The sequence below is a fragment of the Paenibacillus sp. 1_12 genome, from assembly GCF_900114475.1.
Lineage (GTDB): Bacteria > Bacillota > Bacilli > Paenibacillales > NBRC-103111 > Paenibacillus_S.
The window spans coordinates 17,554-34,856 of the sequence record NZ_FOTE01000001.1; the positions used below are offsets into that span (position 1 = coordinate 17,554).

Annotated in this window: 15 protein-coding genes; 3 read left to right on the forward strand and 12 right to left on the reverse strand. The window is 42.9% G+C overall.

The window, feature by feature from the left end; all coding sequences use genetic code 11:
* The first annotated feature begins 275 nt into the window (after positions 1–275).
* The 3 genes from BM210_RS00050 (at position 276) to BM210_RS00060 (ending at position 3,347) form a co-directional block, all read left to right on the forward strand.
* On the forward strand, positions 276–1,448 hold the full coding sequence (locus tag BM210_RS00050) for a sensor histidine kinase (protein ID WP_091163382.1): 1,173 nt from the start codon (positions 276–278) through the stop codon (positions 1,446–1,448).
* On the forward strand, positions 1,441–2,130 hold the full coding sequence (locus tag BM210_RS00055; RefSeq protein ID WP_177237561.1) for a response regulator transcription factor: 690 nt from the start codon (positions 1,441–1,443) through the stop codon (positions 2,128–2,130). The genes BM210_RS00050 and BM210_RS00055 overlap by 8 nt, the downstream gene beginning before the upstream one ends.
* 218 nt (positions 2,131–2,348) lie before the next feature.
* Complete coding sequence (locus BM210_RS00060) at positions 2,349–3,347, forward strand: ABC transporter substrate-binding protein (RefSeq protein ID WP_091163385.1); 999 nt, start codon at positions 2,349–2,351, stop codon at positions 3,345–3,347.
* A 62-nt stretch (positions 3,348–3,409) separates the two neighbouring features.
* Here the strand turns inward: BM210_RS00060 and BM210_RS00065 are convergent, their stop codons facing one another.
* From BM210_RS00065 to BM210_RS00125, 12 genes are all read right to left on the reverse strand, one after another.
* Positions 3,410–4,495: a Gfo/Idh/MocA family oxidoreductase gene (locus tag BM210_RS00065; protein ID WP_091163387.1), complete on the reverse strand. Its 1,086-nt coding sequence runs from the start codon at positions 4,493–4,495 to the stop codon at positions 3,410–3,412.
* Between the two features lie 90 nt (positions 4,496–4,585).
* Positions 4,586–5,692: a rhamnogalacturonan acetylesterase gene (locus BM210_RS00070; RefSeq protein WP_091163389.1), complete on the reverse strand. Its 1,107-nt coding sequence runs from the start codon at positions 5,690–5,692 to the stop codon at positions 4,586–4,588.
* A 43-nt stretch (positions 5,693–5,735) separates the two neighbouring features.
* Positions 5,736–6,092 carry a hypothetical protein gene (locus BM210_RS00075; protein WP_091163391.1) on the reverse strand — a complete coding sequence of 119 codons (357 nt, stop codon included), beginning with the start codon at positions 6,090–6,092 and terminating at the stop codon, positions 5,736–5,738.
* A 205-nt stretch (positions 6,093–6,297) separates the two neighbouring features.
* The gene (locus tag BM210_RS00085; protein WP_091163394.1) at positions 6,298–6,705 is read right to left on the reverse strand and encodes a YxlC family protein; all 408 of its coding nucleotides are present in this window, start codon (positions 6,703–6,705) and stop codon (positions 6,298–6,300) included.
* Entirely contained in the window at positions 6,692–7,231 is a 540-nt protein-coding gene (gene sigY / locus BM210_RS00090; protein WP_091163395.1) for an RNA polymerase sigma factor SigY, read from the reverse strand. Before sigY ends, BM210_RS00085 begins: the two co-directional genes overlap by 14 nt.
* Before the next feature lie 314 nt (positions 7,232–7,545).
* Positions 7,546–8,391: a carbohydrate ABC transporter permease gene (locus tag BM210_RS00095; RefSeq protein WP_091163397.1), complete on the reverse strand. Its 846-nt coding sequence runs from the start codon at positions 8,389–8,391 to the stop codon at positions 7,546–7,548.
* Between the two features lies 1 nt (position 8,392).
* Complete coding sequence (locus tag BM210_RS00100; RefSeq protein ID WP_091163399.1) at positions 8,393–9,292, reverse strand: carbohydrate ABC transporter permease; 900 nt, start codon at positions 9,290–9,292, stop codon at positions 8,393–8,395.
* Between the two features lie 156 nt (positions 9,293–9,448).
* The gene (locus BM210_RS00105; RefSeq protein ID WP_091163401.1) at positions 9,449–10,489 is read right to left on the reverse strand and encodes a S66 family peptidase; all 1,041 of its coding nucleotides are present in this window, start codon (positions 10,487–10,489) and stop codon (positions 9,449–9,451) included.
* 349 nt (positions 10,490–10,838) lie between these two features.
* A complete protein-coding gene (locus BM210_RS00110) occupies positions 10,839–12,179 on the reverse strand; it encodes an ABC transporter substrate-binding protein (RefSeq protein WP_091163403.1) in 1,341 nt (446 codons plus the stop codon).
* Between the two features lie 204 nt (positions 12,180–12,383).
* Positions 12,384–13,712 carry an ABC transporter substrate-binding protein gene (locus BM210_RS00115; RefSeq protein ID WP_091163404.1) on the reverse strand — a complete coding sequence of 443 codons (1,329 nt, stop codon included), beginning with the start codon at positions 13,710–13,712 and terminating at the stop codon, positions 12,384–12,386.
* 106 nt (positions 13,713–13,818) lie between these two features.
* Entirely contained in the window at positions 13,819–15,369 is a 1,551-nt protein-coding gene (locus BM210_RS00120) for a response regulator transcription factor (protein WP_091163406.1), read from the reverse strand.
* Positions 15,362–17,149 (reverse strand): sensor histidine kinase, encoded by a 1,788-nt coding sequence (locus BM210_RS00125; RefSeq protein WP_177237562.1) that lies wholly within the window; start codon positions 17,147–17,149, stop codon positions 15,362–15,364. Before BM210_RS00125 ends, BM210_RS00120 begins: the two co-directional genes overlap by 8 nt.
* Positions 17,150–17,303: the final 154 nt, after the last annotated feature.

The following is a 17,303-nucleotide window of genomic DNA, read 5'->3' on the forward strand; positions in this document are numbered from 1 at the left end:
ATCACTGAAATATATTCCCAGTCTATTGGATTCGCATGCTGCAAGTCTGCTAATCATTTCTGGGAGGCAATACCTATTCAAATCATGTAATCAAAAACCATCTAACCAACAGTATTTATTATAAATGAATCTAATGGCCTAACCCAGATGAAGAAATTCACTAAAATATTCGTTTTTTGATTGATTTTCGACATTTCTTTCTAATTGATATGACTTAAGTCATGTTTATGATAAAATGAAGACGATACATATTTCATTTCATGTGAGGGTATAAGATGGATGCTCAATTAAATAAAAGAATCAATCTTATCTTGACCCTGATCGTGGTAACAGCAACAGTCACCTTACTTCTCCACACGACAGAGTTTTCTATGGGTTTATGCCTGCTAACATGTACCTTTGTCGCTGTCGTTCTGATTCGAGATTATTGGCTCAGGATCGATCTGCACCAAATGATCGGCATTCTGTTTTTATTGTTTCAGATAGCATTGGCTATAGTCATATTGGTAGAGTCAGAAGATTTTTTTGCACAGGTTTATATTTTGATTCTTATAGGTGAATTTACCTTTCATCACACTAGAAACCGATCTATTATTTTTACATTAGTGAGCTACGCCTGCTGTGTACTGAGCCTTTGGATTTCACACCAGTTCCCCCCCTATGAACAAATTTATTATGCTTTTCCTCGAATCATTGAATACTTCGCTATTTTTGGAATAAGCTTTCTCGCAAAAATCGCTTTTCAGCAAAAGAATCAATTAGCCAAAGATAATGAACAACTACGAATGGCTTCAATTGAGTTGGAGCGCAAAGCCATCTTACAAGAACGAACCCGAATATCCCGTGAAATTCATGACTCCGTTGGGCATACGCTGACATCCGCATTAACCGGTCTGCAAACAGCAGCACATGCAATAGGGAAAAACCATTATTCGCTAGCATTAGAAATGATCGATAGAACGAGAGAAAATATTCTCAGCGGTCTGGATGACGTCCGAACCTCTGTACATCTGCTGCGAGAAAACATCCTGGATTATCCGTTCATACCCGAGCTTGTTCTATTAATGGATGAAACGAAAAAGCAAACCAACGTAGAAATTGCATACGAAATAGACACTGCAATACCAGATTTGTCACCCAAGATCGAGCTAACCATCTATCGTGCTTTGCAAGAGGGTTTAACCAATGGAATTCGGCATGGCTCCAGCACTTATTTCCAATTTTCATTAACTTATCATGATGAACGCATTCGATTTATGTTATCCGATAATGGTAAACCTCCATTCCAAATTGTTTATGGCTTTGGTCTGAATGCCATGAAAGAGAGGGTAGCGGATGTCGGAGGGGAATTGTCGATTTCTAACCAGGAAGCTACCAGCGGTGTAACACTGGAAATAACCATACCGTTTCAGACGAGAACGATCGAAAGGAATGAGCAAAATGTCTAAACAAACCATTCTTATTGCAGACGATCAACCTTTAATTCGTGACGGGATAGCGGCTATTCTCAACATGGAGGACAACTACACGGTTGTGGCCAAAACGGGCGATGGTTTGGCAACGATAGCTCAAGTACAATTGCATCGTCCGCAGCTTGTTTTGATGGACATCCATATGCCGAAAATGAATGGTCTGGAAGCAACCAAGCAAATCAAATCGGAATTCCCTGATATTAAGGTGCTGATCTTGACGACTTTCGAGGAGGAAGAATATATATGGGAAGCGATTCGTCATGGAGCTAGCGGATTTTTAGTTAAGGGGGTTGAGACTGAAAAAATGCTTTCTACGATTCAGGACTGTTTGGATGGGAGAATCAATTACCCATTCAGTATACAATTACGCCTTGCACAGGTGCTCCAATCATCAGAACAGCATCAAAAACAATCGTCAAATGAAACAAACACACTCTTATCCTCCGATCCCCAGTATGACGATAAGTTGAAAGACTTGTCCGTGCAGGAGCGCAACATTGTAAAAAATCTGAAGCAAGGCAAGTCCAATCAAGCTATCGCTTCTGAATTATTCTTGACTACGGGAACTGTAAAAAATTATTTAAGTGTAATTTACAAAAAACTCAATGTTTCCAGCCGATCAGAAGCACTCGCTTATCTTCATGAAAATGATCTTTAGTAGTTTCCATTTGCAAATTACATACGGACTATTAATTCTTACTTTAATCCTAAATCGATCCGTTCTAATCTCAGATTTTATGGGATAAGTGAGCTTATGATCCATATTTATTTTTAGTATTTGACGTCTCACTCGATATCACTTATATTTTAAATGATAATGATTACCATTATCATTTTTTTTGTTTAGGCACATCATTTTTTAGAGGAGAGAACATTATGCGATTGTTACCTAATTTTACCCGAACTCCATTATTGCTTCTAGTCTCGATTATGATACTGATGACAGCTGCAGGCTGTGGAAACAATACCCAAAAAACGATTCCCACTGCTGCATCAACACCACCTATATCTATAACACCACAGGCTGAAGTCCCCCGAGTCATTAAACACGCGATGGGTGAGGAGACCTTAACAGGTACACCTAAACGCGTTGTTATTCTTACAAACGAAGGAACAGAAGCATTGCTTGCAGTCGGCATTAAACCCGTGGGCGCCGTCAAATCCTGGTATGGAGAGCCCTGGTATGCTCATATTAAAGCAGACATGCAGGATGTCATCGCGTTGGGTGACGAATTACAACCGAATATCGAACTGATTGCTAGTCTTAAACCCGATTTAATTATTGGCAATAAAGTCAGACAAGCCAAAATCTATGATCAATTGAAGAGTATCGCTCCTACCGTATTCTCAGCTGATATATCAGGGGATTGGAAAACGAACTTTAAGCTCTATACAGAAGCCGTGAACAAGAAGGCAGAAGGTGAGCAATCGATAGCTGCCTTCGAAAAACGTGTTGCGGATGTAAAGGGCAAGCTTGGAGCTAAAGCAGCTACCCAAATATCACTTGTGCGTTTTTCTGCTGCAGAGGTGCGTATTTATCAAAAGCAAACCTTTGCTGGTCTTCTCTTGTCTCAGCTTGGATTTGCCCGACCTGCTTCTCAGGATAAGGATGCCTCCATCGAGAAAATGACCAAAGAAACAATTCCCAGTATGGACGGAGATGTTCTGTTTTATTTTGTAACAGAAAATACTGGAAAGACCGATGCTGCCAATGTGGCAGATAATTGGTTAAAGGATCCTTTATTCAAAAACTTGAACGTTTCCAAAGCCAATAAAGTCGTAAAAGTTGATGATGTGATCTGGAACTCGGCTGGCGGTATTCAAGCGGCTAACTTGCTTTTAGATGAAATCGTTACCTATTTTGCAGTGAAATAACGAGTAAAAAACCTCTTCATCCGCCTGATCTTCCGACCAAGGGATGTGAGAGGTTTTAGCTGTTAGATTAATTTTGCCCATGGCTGCACATCTGCAGTCACCGTTTCTCCTGTAGCAATCGCCTGCTGAATCATCAAACCGAGGTATTGATCCTGCGAGGCTTCCCGCAGCCCGTAAGAACTTGGACCACCGGCCGCATATTCAGCCATTCTTGCCAAGCAAGTGGAGATAGCGATTTCATCATCATTCAGACGGGATCCTACAAAAGGATTATGGTACATCCACTGATCACCAGCCATAATTCCCTGCAGGAAGTAGCCTTCCAGGTTGCCGTTTTCACCTTTATTAATTCGTTTGAAATCTAGATACTGCGGGGTCGCATAATCAGCCAACACATTAATGCGCTGATCCACTATTTCTCCACGTTCGCCTCTTACACTGACCGTGCACGAACGAGCCCACGACCTGTACTGATCATTGCAAAAGTCATAAATGCCTAGCTTGCCATCCTCAAATTCAATCCATGCCAAATCACGCTTGGATTGAATGATCGTTTCTTCAGTAGGAGGGCCGCTTCGAGTGGGACCGCCCATCAGCGGTGTCTCATGCCGCATGGCACGGATCGTGGCTTGTCCATAACCGGTTCCCAGCAGCTTACGCATCAGGTTCATCCCGTGATAATCATGGGCTGTTGAAATATAAGCTTCTGAAATCGTACCCAATCGTCCTGATTCGACGAAGGCTAACCTTGCCGCATGAAGAGGCTGATCATGGTACTGCTCGGCGACCTGAATACGTGCTCCGCTCAGCGTTAGCTCATGCAGCTTGAGCAGTCCCTCCACATCGGAGGCAGGTGGCGTTTCCGTCAAAGCCGGAATACCTTTCTTAGCCAAGTCGAATAAGAAATCCGCACATACCGTCCTTGCTACTGATACGACAACAAAGTCCTGTTCTTCCTTCTCCAGCAGCTCTTCCAAGGTACGATATGTATTCACTTTCCACTGCTGCTCAATCTCTTGCCCTTTGTCCTTATCCCGAACAACTAGACCGGACACCTCAAAGCGTTCAGGTAATGCTTTGGCAATTCGCATGAACGCCTGAGTACGGAAGCCACCGCCGATGATACTGAATTTAGTCTTTTTCCCCATTGTTGTGACACCCTCCCTATTCACTTGTGCTGCTTGTACAAGCTATAACTTAACATAATTTCAGGACAAATCATTATAAACTTTCATTTTTTAGTGCAGAAACAGCATCAGCGGATTAAGATGGGCTTGTCTGATCCCCTCAGCTACCAGCTTAGCAATTTCAATGGCACCGCGCTCCTGAAAATGCGTATTATCGGCCGCACCCGATGGATGGTTTGGAAATTCGCCGGGTACCGACCAAAGGAACAGTCTTTTGGAACGTTCAGCACCATAAGCCTCATAAAGCTTCCGCGTTTTGTCGGCAAGATCAATAACCGGAACCTCTTCGGCTTCTCCAAGCTCCTTAACCGCCTGCAAATAGTCCCCGTGTGAATTAATAATCAAGCCATTCTCATCAAATAAACGACGATGCACTGCTGTGACCAGGACCGGGAACGCGCCGCGCTCGCGAGCGCCATCGATATATTTTTTCAAATAGTGCTTGTATGTGGTAGCAGGCTCGGTACGCCGCTCCAGATCAGGTTTTTGATCGTTATGTCCAAATTGGATAAATAGGTAGTCATTGGGGCGGATAAGCTGCAGGATTGCTTCCAATCGTCCTTCATCAATAAAGCTTTTGGAGCTGCGGCCGGATTTAGCATGATTGGCAACTGCGGCGGAAGCGTTCAGGCAGTGCGGCAGCATCTGTCCCCAGCCTGCATACGGATAGCCCTCGGCCTCTTGGTCCGTGACAGTGGAGTCACCTGCCAGAAACACCGTGACGATCTGGGAGGAAGCTGTAATCTCCAGCGAATTAAGCCGTGGCGCAATGCCAGAAAATGAAAGAATGAGCTGCCCTCCACTTACATGTACAGCCAAGCTGCGCTTGACGAATTGACCTGCTGCCGTTTGCAGACGATGAAGCAGCAGACGGCCCTCGCCCGATTTTACTGTTGTCTCTGTAGCTGTTAATGTATCCCCCACCATCAAGGTTACATGGTAATTACCGTCAGGGATGTCGACGATAAAGGCGGTATTTAAAGGGATGCAAAAATCTCTGCGCAGCCCGCCTGCTTCTTCTCTATCAATAGCATATACCTTATTCACATCTGCAAAGCCATATCCCAAAGATACATCATATAAGGTATCTGCCCCTACTTTCACGTAGCTGCTCTTTGCTTCTCCCAAACCAAAATCAAACTTCAATGCTGAATCCATGCATGTTCCCTCCGCAATCATCCTATTTTACAATTTACTCGCTCTACATTTTATACTTCAGCAAATGCTTTGCGATCAGTCTCTCCGTTTCCACCGGATCTTCAATTTGAAAAACAACCTGTTTAAATTCATGATCCTTTAATTCAAGCACAATGACGTCATTATGATTTTCATAGGAAATGAAGCACCAGGACCCATCAATTAAAAATCGGCCTTCTCTAACGTCAGCGATTGACGTGCCCACTCGAAATTGGAATAAAGATATTTTAAAATCGCTGATCGATGCCTGAATAATTTGTGAGTAAGGAATTTCGACTCTGCGTCTTAGAGCCCCCACACTCGTTAATCCAGTTAAATGTAGAATAAGCCTATCACTTGTAAATTCGACAGATCTGGACATATTCACAACCTCCTCTTAAAAATTTTACGTGCAAACAACAAATAAATCAACGTTGGCAAAGGAAATTGAAACAATCCCCACACGCCCCAGAACCATGGGTACAACCCTCGTTTACGTGCATCGTAGAATAACCAGATACTTTGTGATAGCAGGATGGCACCAAGTAAGATCCATACCCAAATTGGCACATCTGAAGGCTCGAGCTTCATACAAACACCCGCTTTCTGCGCAGCGATACCAGCACGAACGGAACAATCAGAACCGATATGAGCTGGATAATCACAAAAACTATGGGCGTCCATAGAGTCAAGGATATAAATACAGTCAATAACACAACTGCCAGAGCCAAAAACAATCCCAGTTCGAAAACCATTTTTTTGCGGTTGCTGGCTTGTCGTTCCTTGATCTGCTGTTGAAACCAGTCTAGTTCCGGCGTGTATACGTCGATATGAGAATCCAAATGGCCCCATCCTTCATGAAGTACCGCAGTGATCTCTTCATCAGCCGTATCCAGAAGCTTTTGACTTCCAGTCATTTCTTGATCGTTCCAGCCATCCCTGCCCGGTTTTTCCATGTTCTTTGATGTTTTCTTGTCAGTCTCAGACTTCTTCATGCTCATTAAGCTCCTTTCGAAGATTTCTTAATCCGTTATGGATACGGGATTTGACTGTGCCAACGGGTACATCCAGCATATCGGCGATTTCCTCTTGGCTGTATCCATAATAATGCTTTAAAATAATCGGTATCCGGATGTCGCTCGACATGCTGTGCAGTGCATTCAAGACATCAGGCCATTCGACACCGCTTTGCGTTAGCTGCCACTGCATAATGCGGACAGACTGTAGGTGCTCCTGTTCCTGCCAATTCCGTTCGCGTTTCTTCTTCCTGAGTTCATCCATATACAGGCGGGTGGCAATTGTGATCAGCCACGAGGAGAACTTCGATTTTCCATTGTAAAGATGCAGCTTTTCCATAGAGCGCATCAGTGCTTCCTGTGTCAAATCCTCAGCGGTTTGCACATTCATCGTCAGCTTGATCAAATATTTTTTTATATAGCTGTAATGCTGTTGGAATAGCTTTGACAGCGCAATGTTATCACCTTTTTGCGCTTGATAAACCAGTTGCTGTTCGTCCGTCATCACGAGCCATTTCCCTTCGACTTATGTTCGAAACACCTATTATACGACTGAGCAGTCCCGAAAGTTCATTTCAATAAAAAAAAGAAGCCGCGGCACAATCAGTCCGCCAGCCTCTTATGATATTACCATTCCTGACGCGCAAGCCATAGTGTTCTGGAGAGGCGCAGCGCTCGCCTTTGTTCAAGGGTTTTCACCGATAAATCCCTTATCTAATGAGAAAACCCGTGAACAACAGCGATCGTAAGAACACTATGGCCGCGCAGCCACCTCCACACTTCCACTCTTCCACACCCACCAAACCACTCAACTCACTTTTAACCCTTCAATCCACTCGTGCTAATTCCCTCAACAATAAACTTTTGGAAAATAAAGAACACAATCAGAATAGGCAATAGAGACACCGTGGACATTGCGAACATACCGCCCCAGTTGTTAAGCGAATCGCCATCAAGGAACAGCTTCAGCGCCAGAGAAACCGGATATAAGGTAGGTTTGTTCAAGTAAAGCAACGGATTGATAAAATCGTCCCATTTCCAATAGAATGAGAAGATCGCAGAGGTCATTAATGCAGGGACAATCAACGGCACGATAATCTTGAAAAAGATCGAATATTTGTTGCAGCCGTCCATCTTCGCCGCTTCATCCATCTCTGGCGGAATTGTCCGAATAAATTGCATAATCAGGAAAATGAAGAATGGTATCCCGAAGAAACTTGGTACAATAACAGGTTTAAAGGAACCCAACCATTCCAGCTTCGCAAACATAACGTATTGCGGAATAACAGTAACATCGTGCGGCAGCATCATCGTGAACATGACGCATGCGAACCAAAAGGATCTGGCTTTAAAGGGAATTCTTGCTAAAGCATAAGCGACAAGACCTGAGGAAACAACAGCACCGATTGTCGATAAAATAACGATAATGAACGAATTTGTAAAGAACGTGGTGAACGTATTGCCGGCAAAGCCTTTCCAACCAGATGTATAGTTAACCCATTGGATACTGCTTGGAATCAGGTTATAAGCAGTTGAAAACACTTCACTGCTCGGCTTCAGGGAGCTTGCTGCAAGCCAAATGATTGGGTACAGCATAATTAGAGCCAAGCCGCCAATGAATAGGTGATAGAAAGCTGCTTTTACTTGTCTTGTGCTGGACGTCATATTATTTATCCCCCTTCGACTCGTAGTGAACCCAATATACAGATGATTTGAAGATAGCCAGCGCCAGTAAGCCGATCATGATCAGCATTACCCATGCCATTGCAGATGCATATCCCATTTCAAAGAATACAAAAGCTCTGCGGTACAAATAAAGCGAAAATAAAAGTGTATTATCGAGCGGACCGCCCTCGCCTCTTGAAATAATATAAGCAGGGGTAAAGGTCATAAAGGCGCCAATCGTTTGCATGATCAGGTTAAACAGTACAATCGGGCTGAGCAATGGCAATGTGATTTTGAAAAAGCGGTGAAACCCATTTGCTCCATCTACACCTGCCGCTTCGTAGTAGGAAATCGGAATATTTTTCAAACCGGCCAAGAAGATTAGCATCGATGAACCGAATTGCCAAACTGAGAGCGCTATCAAAGTCCACAATGCAGTACCTGGGCTTCCGATCCAAGAGGTATCTGTTTGAATACCAATGACACCAAGCATCGAATTTAAAAGTCCTTTATCGCCAAAAATCTGAATCCACATAATCGAAACCGCAACACTTCCGCCTATCAAGGAAGGCAAGTAGTAAGCAGAACGGTAAACACCTATTCCACTGATTGCTTTATTAAGCAGCATAGCTACGAATAGCGCAAAGCCCAGGCGCAGAGGCACACTGGCAAATACATAAGTGAAGGTAACCTCCAGAGACTTCCATATTTTATCGTCTTCCCACATCTTTTCATAATTTCCGAGCCCAATCCAACGTGGAGACTCCATCAAATTGTATTCGGTAAATGAATAATACAAGGATGAAACAATTGGAAATAATGTGAAAATGAGAAATCCGAGTATAAACGGAGCTGCAAACACGTATCCGACGACATTGTCCTTTTCCCACAGCTTTGTCATGATCTTCAACCCCTATACAAGTAGTATGCAGTATGTTTTTGCTTTCCTATATATTCTATTATAAAGATTTTGAGAGGGTTAGGAATTTAAAAAACCGTTCATTTTGTTCAAAATACAGACTCTCAACACTTTACCGCTGCCTCAAAATAGTAGATATCATATATAAGACATGGTTATGCTTCCCCTGCCTGCTATGCTGGACACATTGGCGAAGGCACCATTTACCAACGTCAGCTGAGGAGGGACATGACCTATATCCACCTCATAAATGACAGGAATATGCCTATCGTCAAATACTTGATGCAGCGCGTCCTGCAATCCAAAGTTTTGTGTAGGAGAATAACCTGCGGGTCTCCCAATAAGCACTCCATTCGTATTTTCGAACCAACCGCACTGCTTCATTTGCCACAAATGCCGATATAAATCAGCCGCTTTCATCTCACAGCTTTCCAGGTACCAGACCATTCCGGTTTCATGGCAATATTGCTCTGAAAAAGCTTGCAATGGCGCATAGGGTGTTCCAATCAGGATCGATATCGTATCCAGACAACCGCCTATTAATCTCCCTGCCATCAGTTGTTCGTAAGCCGGATCATCTTCATTACCGAGTATTTTCCATGCTGTCGGCGTATCCAATTTAAAGCCGGCTTTCGGGAAATCCCAAGAAGATTGGTATAAATCTGAAGATAACTGCTCTACAGTTTCATTTGGCCCTGTACCCAGCACTTCAACCCAGCGCGAGCTAATCACACCAGGTCCAGCAGAGCGAAGATCGATGTAGTTCGTTCCGTGTGCGGTCGCACAGCCTGTTAATAATGTATACGCAAACAAAAAAGTACTGATATCCGAATAACCGAGAATCCATTTAGGTGGCGTCGCCTTCAGCAGCTCCCAATCCATCAATGGAAGGATCTCCATCAAAAATTCGCCGCCCCAGGGAGGAATGACAGCGCTAACATGTTTGTTCAGCAAAAAATTTTGCAGCTCTAGCGCTCTTAACTCCTTCGAAGCACTGACGCATTTATACTGAGTCCAGATCGTATTTCCCTCCACAACCGAGTACCCAAACTCTTCTACCGCACATTTAGCTTGTTTGAGTAAATCATGTAAATGCTCGCTAACCCCGCTGGAGGGAGCCGTAATTGCTATTAAATCACCTTTAACCAATGCTTTGGGGTAAGTAATCGACGCTGACAAAAGCACACCACCCTGGAATTATTTGTTATACTTCATTATGTGTGAATCTTATCGTAAAAGACGCAGAGTGTCCATATGTTTCCAAAAGTAATATAAGCCACGAGCCCATGCTGACCAGGAGATTTGTTTTCTGTAATCGGAAGGAAAACAGCCCGTATGTTCTTTAAATAGCTTGGTGAAATGCAGGGTGCTTAAATAGCCCATTTGCTCGGAAACCTTTTGTACCTGAGCATTGGGCATAAACTATGATAAAAGCGCTCATTTGTACACCAGACAGCTTCTTTATCAACCAAAAAAGATCAGGACATGAGCTTTTGTTAGCTGCTCATGTCCTGATCTAATTAAATCATTATTTTTTGTTTTTAATAAGGATGGCATTCGCTTCTTTACGGAACTTCGCAGCCCCATCTTCAACGGAAATTTTCTTGTAGAGAATTTGCTCGCCCACATCCTGTAGAACCTTCAATACTTCAACGGAACCTACTGGGTATGGAGGATCGTTAGGACTGCTGTTCTCTGCGGCCCAAGCTACATATTCAAATACTTTGGTTTCTTCCGGTTTTAAGAGTGGTTTCAGAGCTTCCTGAATTTTGGAGTTAATCGGAACGCCACGCTCACCCTTCATGATTTTGTGAACTTCAAGATCATTGATGAAGAAGTTAACAAATTTGATGGCTTCTTCTTTATTTTTGGAATTTTTAGTAACGGATAAGCCTTGGCTTGATTTCAGGAATAGTGCTTTTTTGCCTGTGTTGCCTGGAGGTGCGATAATTTCAGTTGGCCGTTTAGCCGCTGCAGTCCATGCAATATATTGGTTTGACCAAGCGAATGAAGCGCCCGCATTACCCAATACCATTTCGTCATCTTCTGGTGTCAATTTCTTTTGTGCCATCTTGTCCAGCGTCAGCACATAACCGGCATCATACCATTTTTGATAACGTTTGAAGAAATCGATAAACGGTTTGTCATCGGTATATCCAAGCGCCGTACCATCAGCTGTATAAATTCTTTGATCCACACTGCGTAGGTAGTAAGGGAAGAATGTTTTATAATCTACACGGTCACTGAATAATTTGCCGTTATCTTTAAGCTTTTTAGCCAATCCTTCCATGTCATCCCAAGTCCAATCTCTTGCAGGAATGGGAGCACCGATTTTTTTCAACAAATCTGCGTCAACTACCGGACCCAATGCATTAACACCCAATGTTAATTGATATTGCTTACCGTCAAACTCACCGATCTTCTGGTAAGCTGTAGAGATATTGGTTTTATCAATTGCTCCTTTATCCATATAAGGACGCAAATCCTCAAGCTGTCCGCGACCACCGAATTGGCTAATATAAGCGTCATCCATTTGGATAATGTCAGGCAAATCATTAGCGGCTGCTTGCGGAGCAAGCTTTTTCCAATAGTCGTCAAATGCGGCATACTCGGCTTCGATCTTGACGTTCGGATTTTTTTGCTGATACAATTCGATAATTTTCAGTGTATAGTCATGTCTTGCTTGACCGCCCCACCAAGAGAAACGCAATTTCACGGGATCTTTGCTTGCTGTTGCTGCTGGTGCAGGTGCGGCTGCATCCGGTTTTTTCGTTGTATCGGCTCCGGCTGATGGTGTAGAGGTCGCTCCACACCCCGAGGCTGTTACTAGCAATGCTGCAGATAAGATTAATGTTAGCGCTTTCTTCATATCTGTATCCTCCCTTTATTTCGAGTTCTACAAGAACTATTATCACTCTTTTTTAACGAAATAAGAATTTAAAAAACCGTCATCCTTGTTTAAAAAACAGACATTTCATCCCAATCAGACATTTCGGAAATGACGGCACCTTCTCGTTTCAAAAAAAATCAGATCCTAGTTCTGCAAGAACTGACCTGTTTCGTACTCCATTCATTACTTTTTATTTTTATCGAGAATCGCGTTGGCTTCATGGCGAAACTTGACTGCTGCATCTTCTATTGAAATTCTCTTATACAGAATTTGCTCACTGATGTCTTTTAACAGCTTTCCCACTTCAATCGAGCCAATCGGATTAGGTGCATCCGCGGGACTGCTGTTAGCTTCTGCCCACGCTACATAATCAAATACTTTAATTTCTTCAGGATTAAGCAGCGGCTTTAAGGCTTCCTTGACCTTTGACGAAATCGGAACACCTCGCTCGCCTTTAATCAGTTTGTTAGCTTCGATGTCATTAATAAAGAAGTTAATGAATTTGGCCGATTCCTCTTTTTGTTTCGAGTTTTTCGTGATCGATAATCCCATACTTGCTTTTAAGAACAAGCCTTTTTTGCTGTTGGGTCCAGGTGGCGGAAGCAGCTCTGTTGGACGTTTGGCAGCCGCTGACCAAGCCACATACTGATTGGACCAGGCGAAGGATGACAACGCGTTGCCTAGTACCATTTCATCATCCTCGGGGGTGAACTTCTTCAAAGCGAGCTTTTCCAAGCTCAGGAAATAACCAGCGTCGTACATTTTTTGATATCGTTTGTAGTAATCAATAAATGCTTTATCATCGGCATATCCCAGTGATGCACCATTCGGATCAAACAATTTTTGATCGATTGAACGCAAGTAGTAAGGGAAGAATACATCGTATCGCATGTAGTCACCCAATAGCCTGCCGCTTGCTTTCAATTGTTTGCCGAGAACCTCCAGATCATCCCAGGTCCATTCCTTAGATGGCATCGTTACTCCCGCTCTACTCACGATCTCGGGATCAAGAGTAGCACCCAGCGCGTTAACACCAACTGTAATTTGGTACAGCTTGCCGTCGTACCTTCCGCTGTTCAGTGTATTAGCCGCGACCGAGCCTACATCAATGGTATGGTTTTGCGTGTAGAGAGTTAATTCCTCTAACTGTTTTTTTTCGGCAAATTGACTCAGATAAGAAAGATCCATCGAAATAATATCTGGCAAATCGTTTGCTGCTGCTTGTGGAGCGAGTCTTTTCCAATAATCGTCAAATGCCGCATATTCTGCTTCAATCTTGACGTTTGGATTTTGCTTCTGATACAACTCAATAACTTTAAATGTATAATCATGTCTGGACTGACCGCCCCACCAAGCAATCCGAAGTTTGATCGGTTCCTTGGCTGATCCTGCTGCTGCCGTCTCCGGCTTTTTGACTGTGTCCGTGGCGATTGTTGTTATCGTGGTATTACCCCCACAAGCTACTGTCAGTAGTAAAGATGCGGAAACCAGAAGCAGGAATATTTTTTTCATTATAGTCTCCCCTTGTTTCTACTTTATTACAAGGTCTATTATTACGCTTTTTCGCTCTAAAATGAACCTAATAAACCGTTCTACATGTTAAAAAAACAGAGATCAATCAAGTAGCCTTGATATATTCGGAAGGTGTACAACCTGCATATTTCTTAAAAACCTGACTAAAATATTGAGGATTATCCCCAAAACCGAGCATTTCGGCCAGCTCAAATATTTTGATATCGGACTTCTGTTCGAGCAATTCAGTTGCTTTGGCAATTCGCACCTTCATTACGTAATTAGAAAACTTTTCCCCCGTTCTTTTCTTGAACAGTTTGCCTAAGTAATCGGAGTTCATATACAGCATTTGATGAGCTACCCAATTTAGCGAAAGATCCGTATTGCCCAAGTGTTCATTAATAATGTCCAGCACTTTATCGATAATGGCACAATGCTTATTCTTGGTATGCTCGTAATGGCTGAGCGTAATCTCGCTGGCCACTTCCTTGAAGAAGCTCTGGATCGATTGCAAGGTTTCCAAGTCCATTAGCTTGACTAGATGATCTCGATAATTGATGATGGCATCCGCATCTCCAAGACGAATGATGGCCATAAACAATTGAATTACATAAGATTTAGATGTCGAAATATTGGAGCGAAGACCTGCGAGTTTTTGAAAAAACAGATCTATCTCCTTATTGGCTTCTTCCCAAAGTCCTGCTTTAATTTGCAGCATCAGATTATCCTCGTCATAAGCAAACTCTCGGGGCTCAGGCTGCTCCACACCTACAATGTCCCGCTTCGTGATCAAGCTGCCTTCCCCCAAATAAAATCGATAATTCAAGCATTCCAGTGTCTGCTTGTACAGGGTCCGTGCCCGGATAATTTCATCCGCTTCACTAAGTGCGATGGTCAAATCAATTTTATAATATCGTAAAAAAGTCTCACGAATTTTGTGAATGCAGTCGTACAGCTCACTGACGGACTCAGCATCTTCAACGACAATAAGCACCTGCCCGCCGACCGTAGAGCTTAGAACCGTCTTTTGCAGCAGCTCCTCGGCAATGTTCTTCACGGCAAACATATGCTCAAATTCAAAAAGCCCTTCTAACTGAAACAGGATCAGCCTTACCTTGCGGTTTTGGAGATCCAGATCGAACAGCTTGCGATAGTATTCCCAGTCCCTGTTGCCGTAGGTTTTGTTTGTGACGAATTCCTTGAGAAATTGCTCCTTAACATGCGGAAGCACCCTCTCCAGACCGTACCTCATATTGTGCACGAACTGTTCCTTTTGCAACTCATGATTCAGCTCATCTACAACCTCGACCAAAGCTTCCAAAATTTTATTTTCATTACAGGGCTTCAACAGATAATGCTTGACCTTGTATCGCATGGCCAAGCGTGCATATTCAAATTCGCTGAAGCCTGATAGCAGGATCAGCTTAATCTGGGGATATTCCTCGAACATTTTTGCTGCCAGCTGCAGACCGTCCATTCCTGGCATTTTAATATCACTTATAATAATATCAGGAGGGTTCTGCTTGACAAATTCGTAAGCTTCGATGCCATTTCTGGCCGTCCCAGCAAGTACCGTTCCCGCTGAATCCCAATTCACCACATTCGATATGCCATCCAAAATAATCCGTTCATCATCAACCAATAATACTTTATACATGCATCTCCCTCGTTTCATCTGGTATCTTAATTGAAATCTGGGTTCCCCCCACAATTTCACTTTCTACTGACACACCATAGCCTTCGCCAAAAGCCAAAATGATTCGTTCCTCTATATTTCTCAATCCAATCCCACTGCCCCGAGTAGGTGCTTCACCTCTGCGGACCTGTTCCAACAGGCTTGATTCCATACCCGGACCATTATCTTCAACCACTATGATCAGCGACCCAAGCTCTCGTTTCGTCCATATTCGAATATGGCAAGGCTCTAGCATGGATTCCAGACCATAGTGGATCGAGTTCTCAACCAACGGCTGTAAGGTCATCTTGGGAAGCAGCAGAGATCTGGTGTCTTCAGCGACATCCAGTTCAAATACGAGCCTTTCTTCGAATCGGAATCTTTGAATCGTAATATAATTCATCACGATATCAAGCTCCTCACCTACCGTAATCAAGGTTTCCTTCAGACTGATTGAGCTTCTAAGTAAAAATCCGAGCGACTCAACCATTTTTGAAATTTGGGGCTGCCCATTGGATTTGGCTAACCAATTGATAGATTCAAGTGTGTTATATAAAAAATGCGGGTTAATCTGTGCCTGTAGGGCTTTAAACTGAGTTTCCTTGATTATGAGCTGCTTGGAGTAATTTTCCGTAATCAACTCGTTAATTTGTTGAATCATCATACGGAATGTCCGCTTTAATTGACCCACCTCATCCATTTGCATCGAGGTCCAATCCGTGTTTTCCATACCTGTGAGACTGAAGTCACCCTTCTGTACTTGTCTCATCCGACCAATCAATTCTTCAATCGGCTTGGTCAATGTTCGGGCAAATTTGATCGTCACAGCCATGATCAGAAGTAAAATAACGACAAAGCTAACGAACAAAATGTTCTTCATTAAATTAATTTTCGTAAAGATTTTATCGAACGGTGTCAGGCTGAGATAGGTCCAGCCCAAATATTCCGAACGAACCTGAGAAATAAAATACTGTTGACCTTTGTATGGCTTGATCTCATACACTTGACGATTGATGTCCGTTTCGACAGAAAGGGGAGTCTGTTCTTCAGATCCGCTACTAATCGGGTATATCACATGGTTGTTGGAGGTAACTTGTAAATCACCGTTTTTCAATTCGGAACCTGCTAACACATTTTCGACAATCTTATCAAAATAAATTCTAACCGTTAAAGTTCCAAGATGATTGAGGTCAAAATTCGTGCCATTGTAAGATCGTATTTCCCGAGCCGCTATTAAATAGGAATCCTCTGCATCAGGTACAATCCAGCGGGTCCCCCCCTCACTAGCAGTCGATTCATTAAGGATCCTTTGTTTTTTGGCGGATGAGGATCGGGAAGACTGACCGGCTACAGCTTCACCACTCAGCACATCCATTATCTCAATCGAATAAATATATTTTTCATTCCCTGCATATTGGATAAGTCGATCGGTGATATAGGAACGGATTTTGTATTTTTCAAACTCAGGTGTGTATTCATTCAGTGAAACCAGCAGCTCCTGGACCTTCAAATCTGTCGCAATATTATAGGAGATACGATCCAGCTTCTTAAGCTCATTTTCGATGCCGCTGGAAGATAAATTCAGAAGCTGTGATGATTTGGAATATAACTGCTCATCATATATCGAATACACATATTGCAGAGACAAGTAAGTACCCAGAAAGCAAATACCTACGACGAGCGAAATGATGGAAAATACCTTATGTTTTATTTTTAAATTAGCATAGTAGGATGGCTTGATTGCATACGTAAATGGTCTCACTAATCACGACTCCCCTCTGCAGCTGTGTCCAATTTCCCTCTATGTTACAATATTGCGTGCTAACTAGCCAATAACCTTCTTTTAAATGTCTTTTAAAATCAAAAAATATGAGAACCGACAGCTAAGAGTTTGCCGATTTCTCATAAATACAAAG

Bases quoted from the DNA above. Each gene is read 5' to 3' on its own strand.
- BM210_RS00055 (WP_177237561.1), top strand. From the start codon at position 1,441: ATGTCTAAACAAACCATTCTTATTGCAGACGATCAACCTTTAATTCGT.
- BM210_RS00085 (WP_091163394.1), bottom strand. From the start codon at position 6,705: ATGAAGAAGTCTGAGACTGACAAGAAAACATCAAAGAACATGGAAAAA.
- BM210_RS00095 (WP_091163397.1), bottom strand. From the start codon at position 8,391: ATGACGTCCAGCACAAGACAAGTAAAAGCAGCTTTCTATCACCTATTC.
- BM210_RS00115 (WP_091163404.1), bottom strand. From the start codon at position 13,712: ATGAAAAAAATATTCCTGCTTCTGGTTTCCGCATCTTTACTACTGACA.
- sigY (WP_091163395.1), bottom strand. From the start codon at position 7,231: ATGACGGACGAACAGCAACTGGTTTATCAAGCGCAAAAAGGTGATAAC.
- BM210_RS00075 (WP_091163391.1), bottom strand. From the start codon at position 6,092: ATGTCCAGATCTGTCGAATTTACAAGTGATAGGCTTATTCTACATTTA.
- BM210_RS00110 (WP_091163403.1), bottom strand. From the start codon at position 12,179: ATGAAGAAAGCGCTAACATTAATCTTATCTGCAGCATTGCTAGTAACA.
- BM210_RS00120 (WP_091163406.1), bottom strand. From the start codon at position 15,369: ATGTATAAAGTATTATTGGTTGATGATGAACGGATTATTTTGGATGGC.
- BM210_RS00065 (WP_091163387.1), bottom strand. From the start codon at position 4,495: ATGGGGAAAAAGACTAAATTCAGTATCATCGGCGGTGGCTTCCGTACT.
- BM210_RS00100 (WP_091163399.1), bottom strand. From the start codon at position 9,292: ATGACAAAGCTGTGGGAAAAGGACAATGTCGTCGGATACGTGTTTGCA.
- BM210_RS00050 (WP_091163382.1), top strand. From the start codon at position 276: ATGGATGCTCAATTAAATAAAAGAATCAATCTTATCTTGACCCTGATC.
- BM210_RS00070 (WP_091163389.1), bottom strand. From the start codon at position 5,692: ATGGATTCAGCATTGAAGTTTGATTTTGGTTTGGGAGAAGCAAAGAGC.
- BM210_RS00060 (WP_091163385.1), top strand. From the start codon at position 2,349: ATGCGATTGTTACCTAATTTTACCCGAACTCCATTATTGCTTCTAGTC.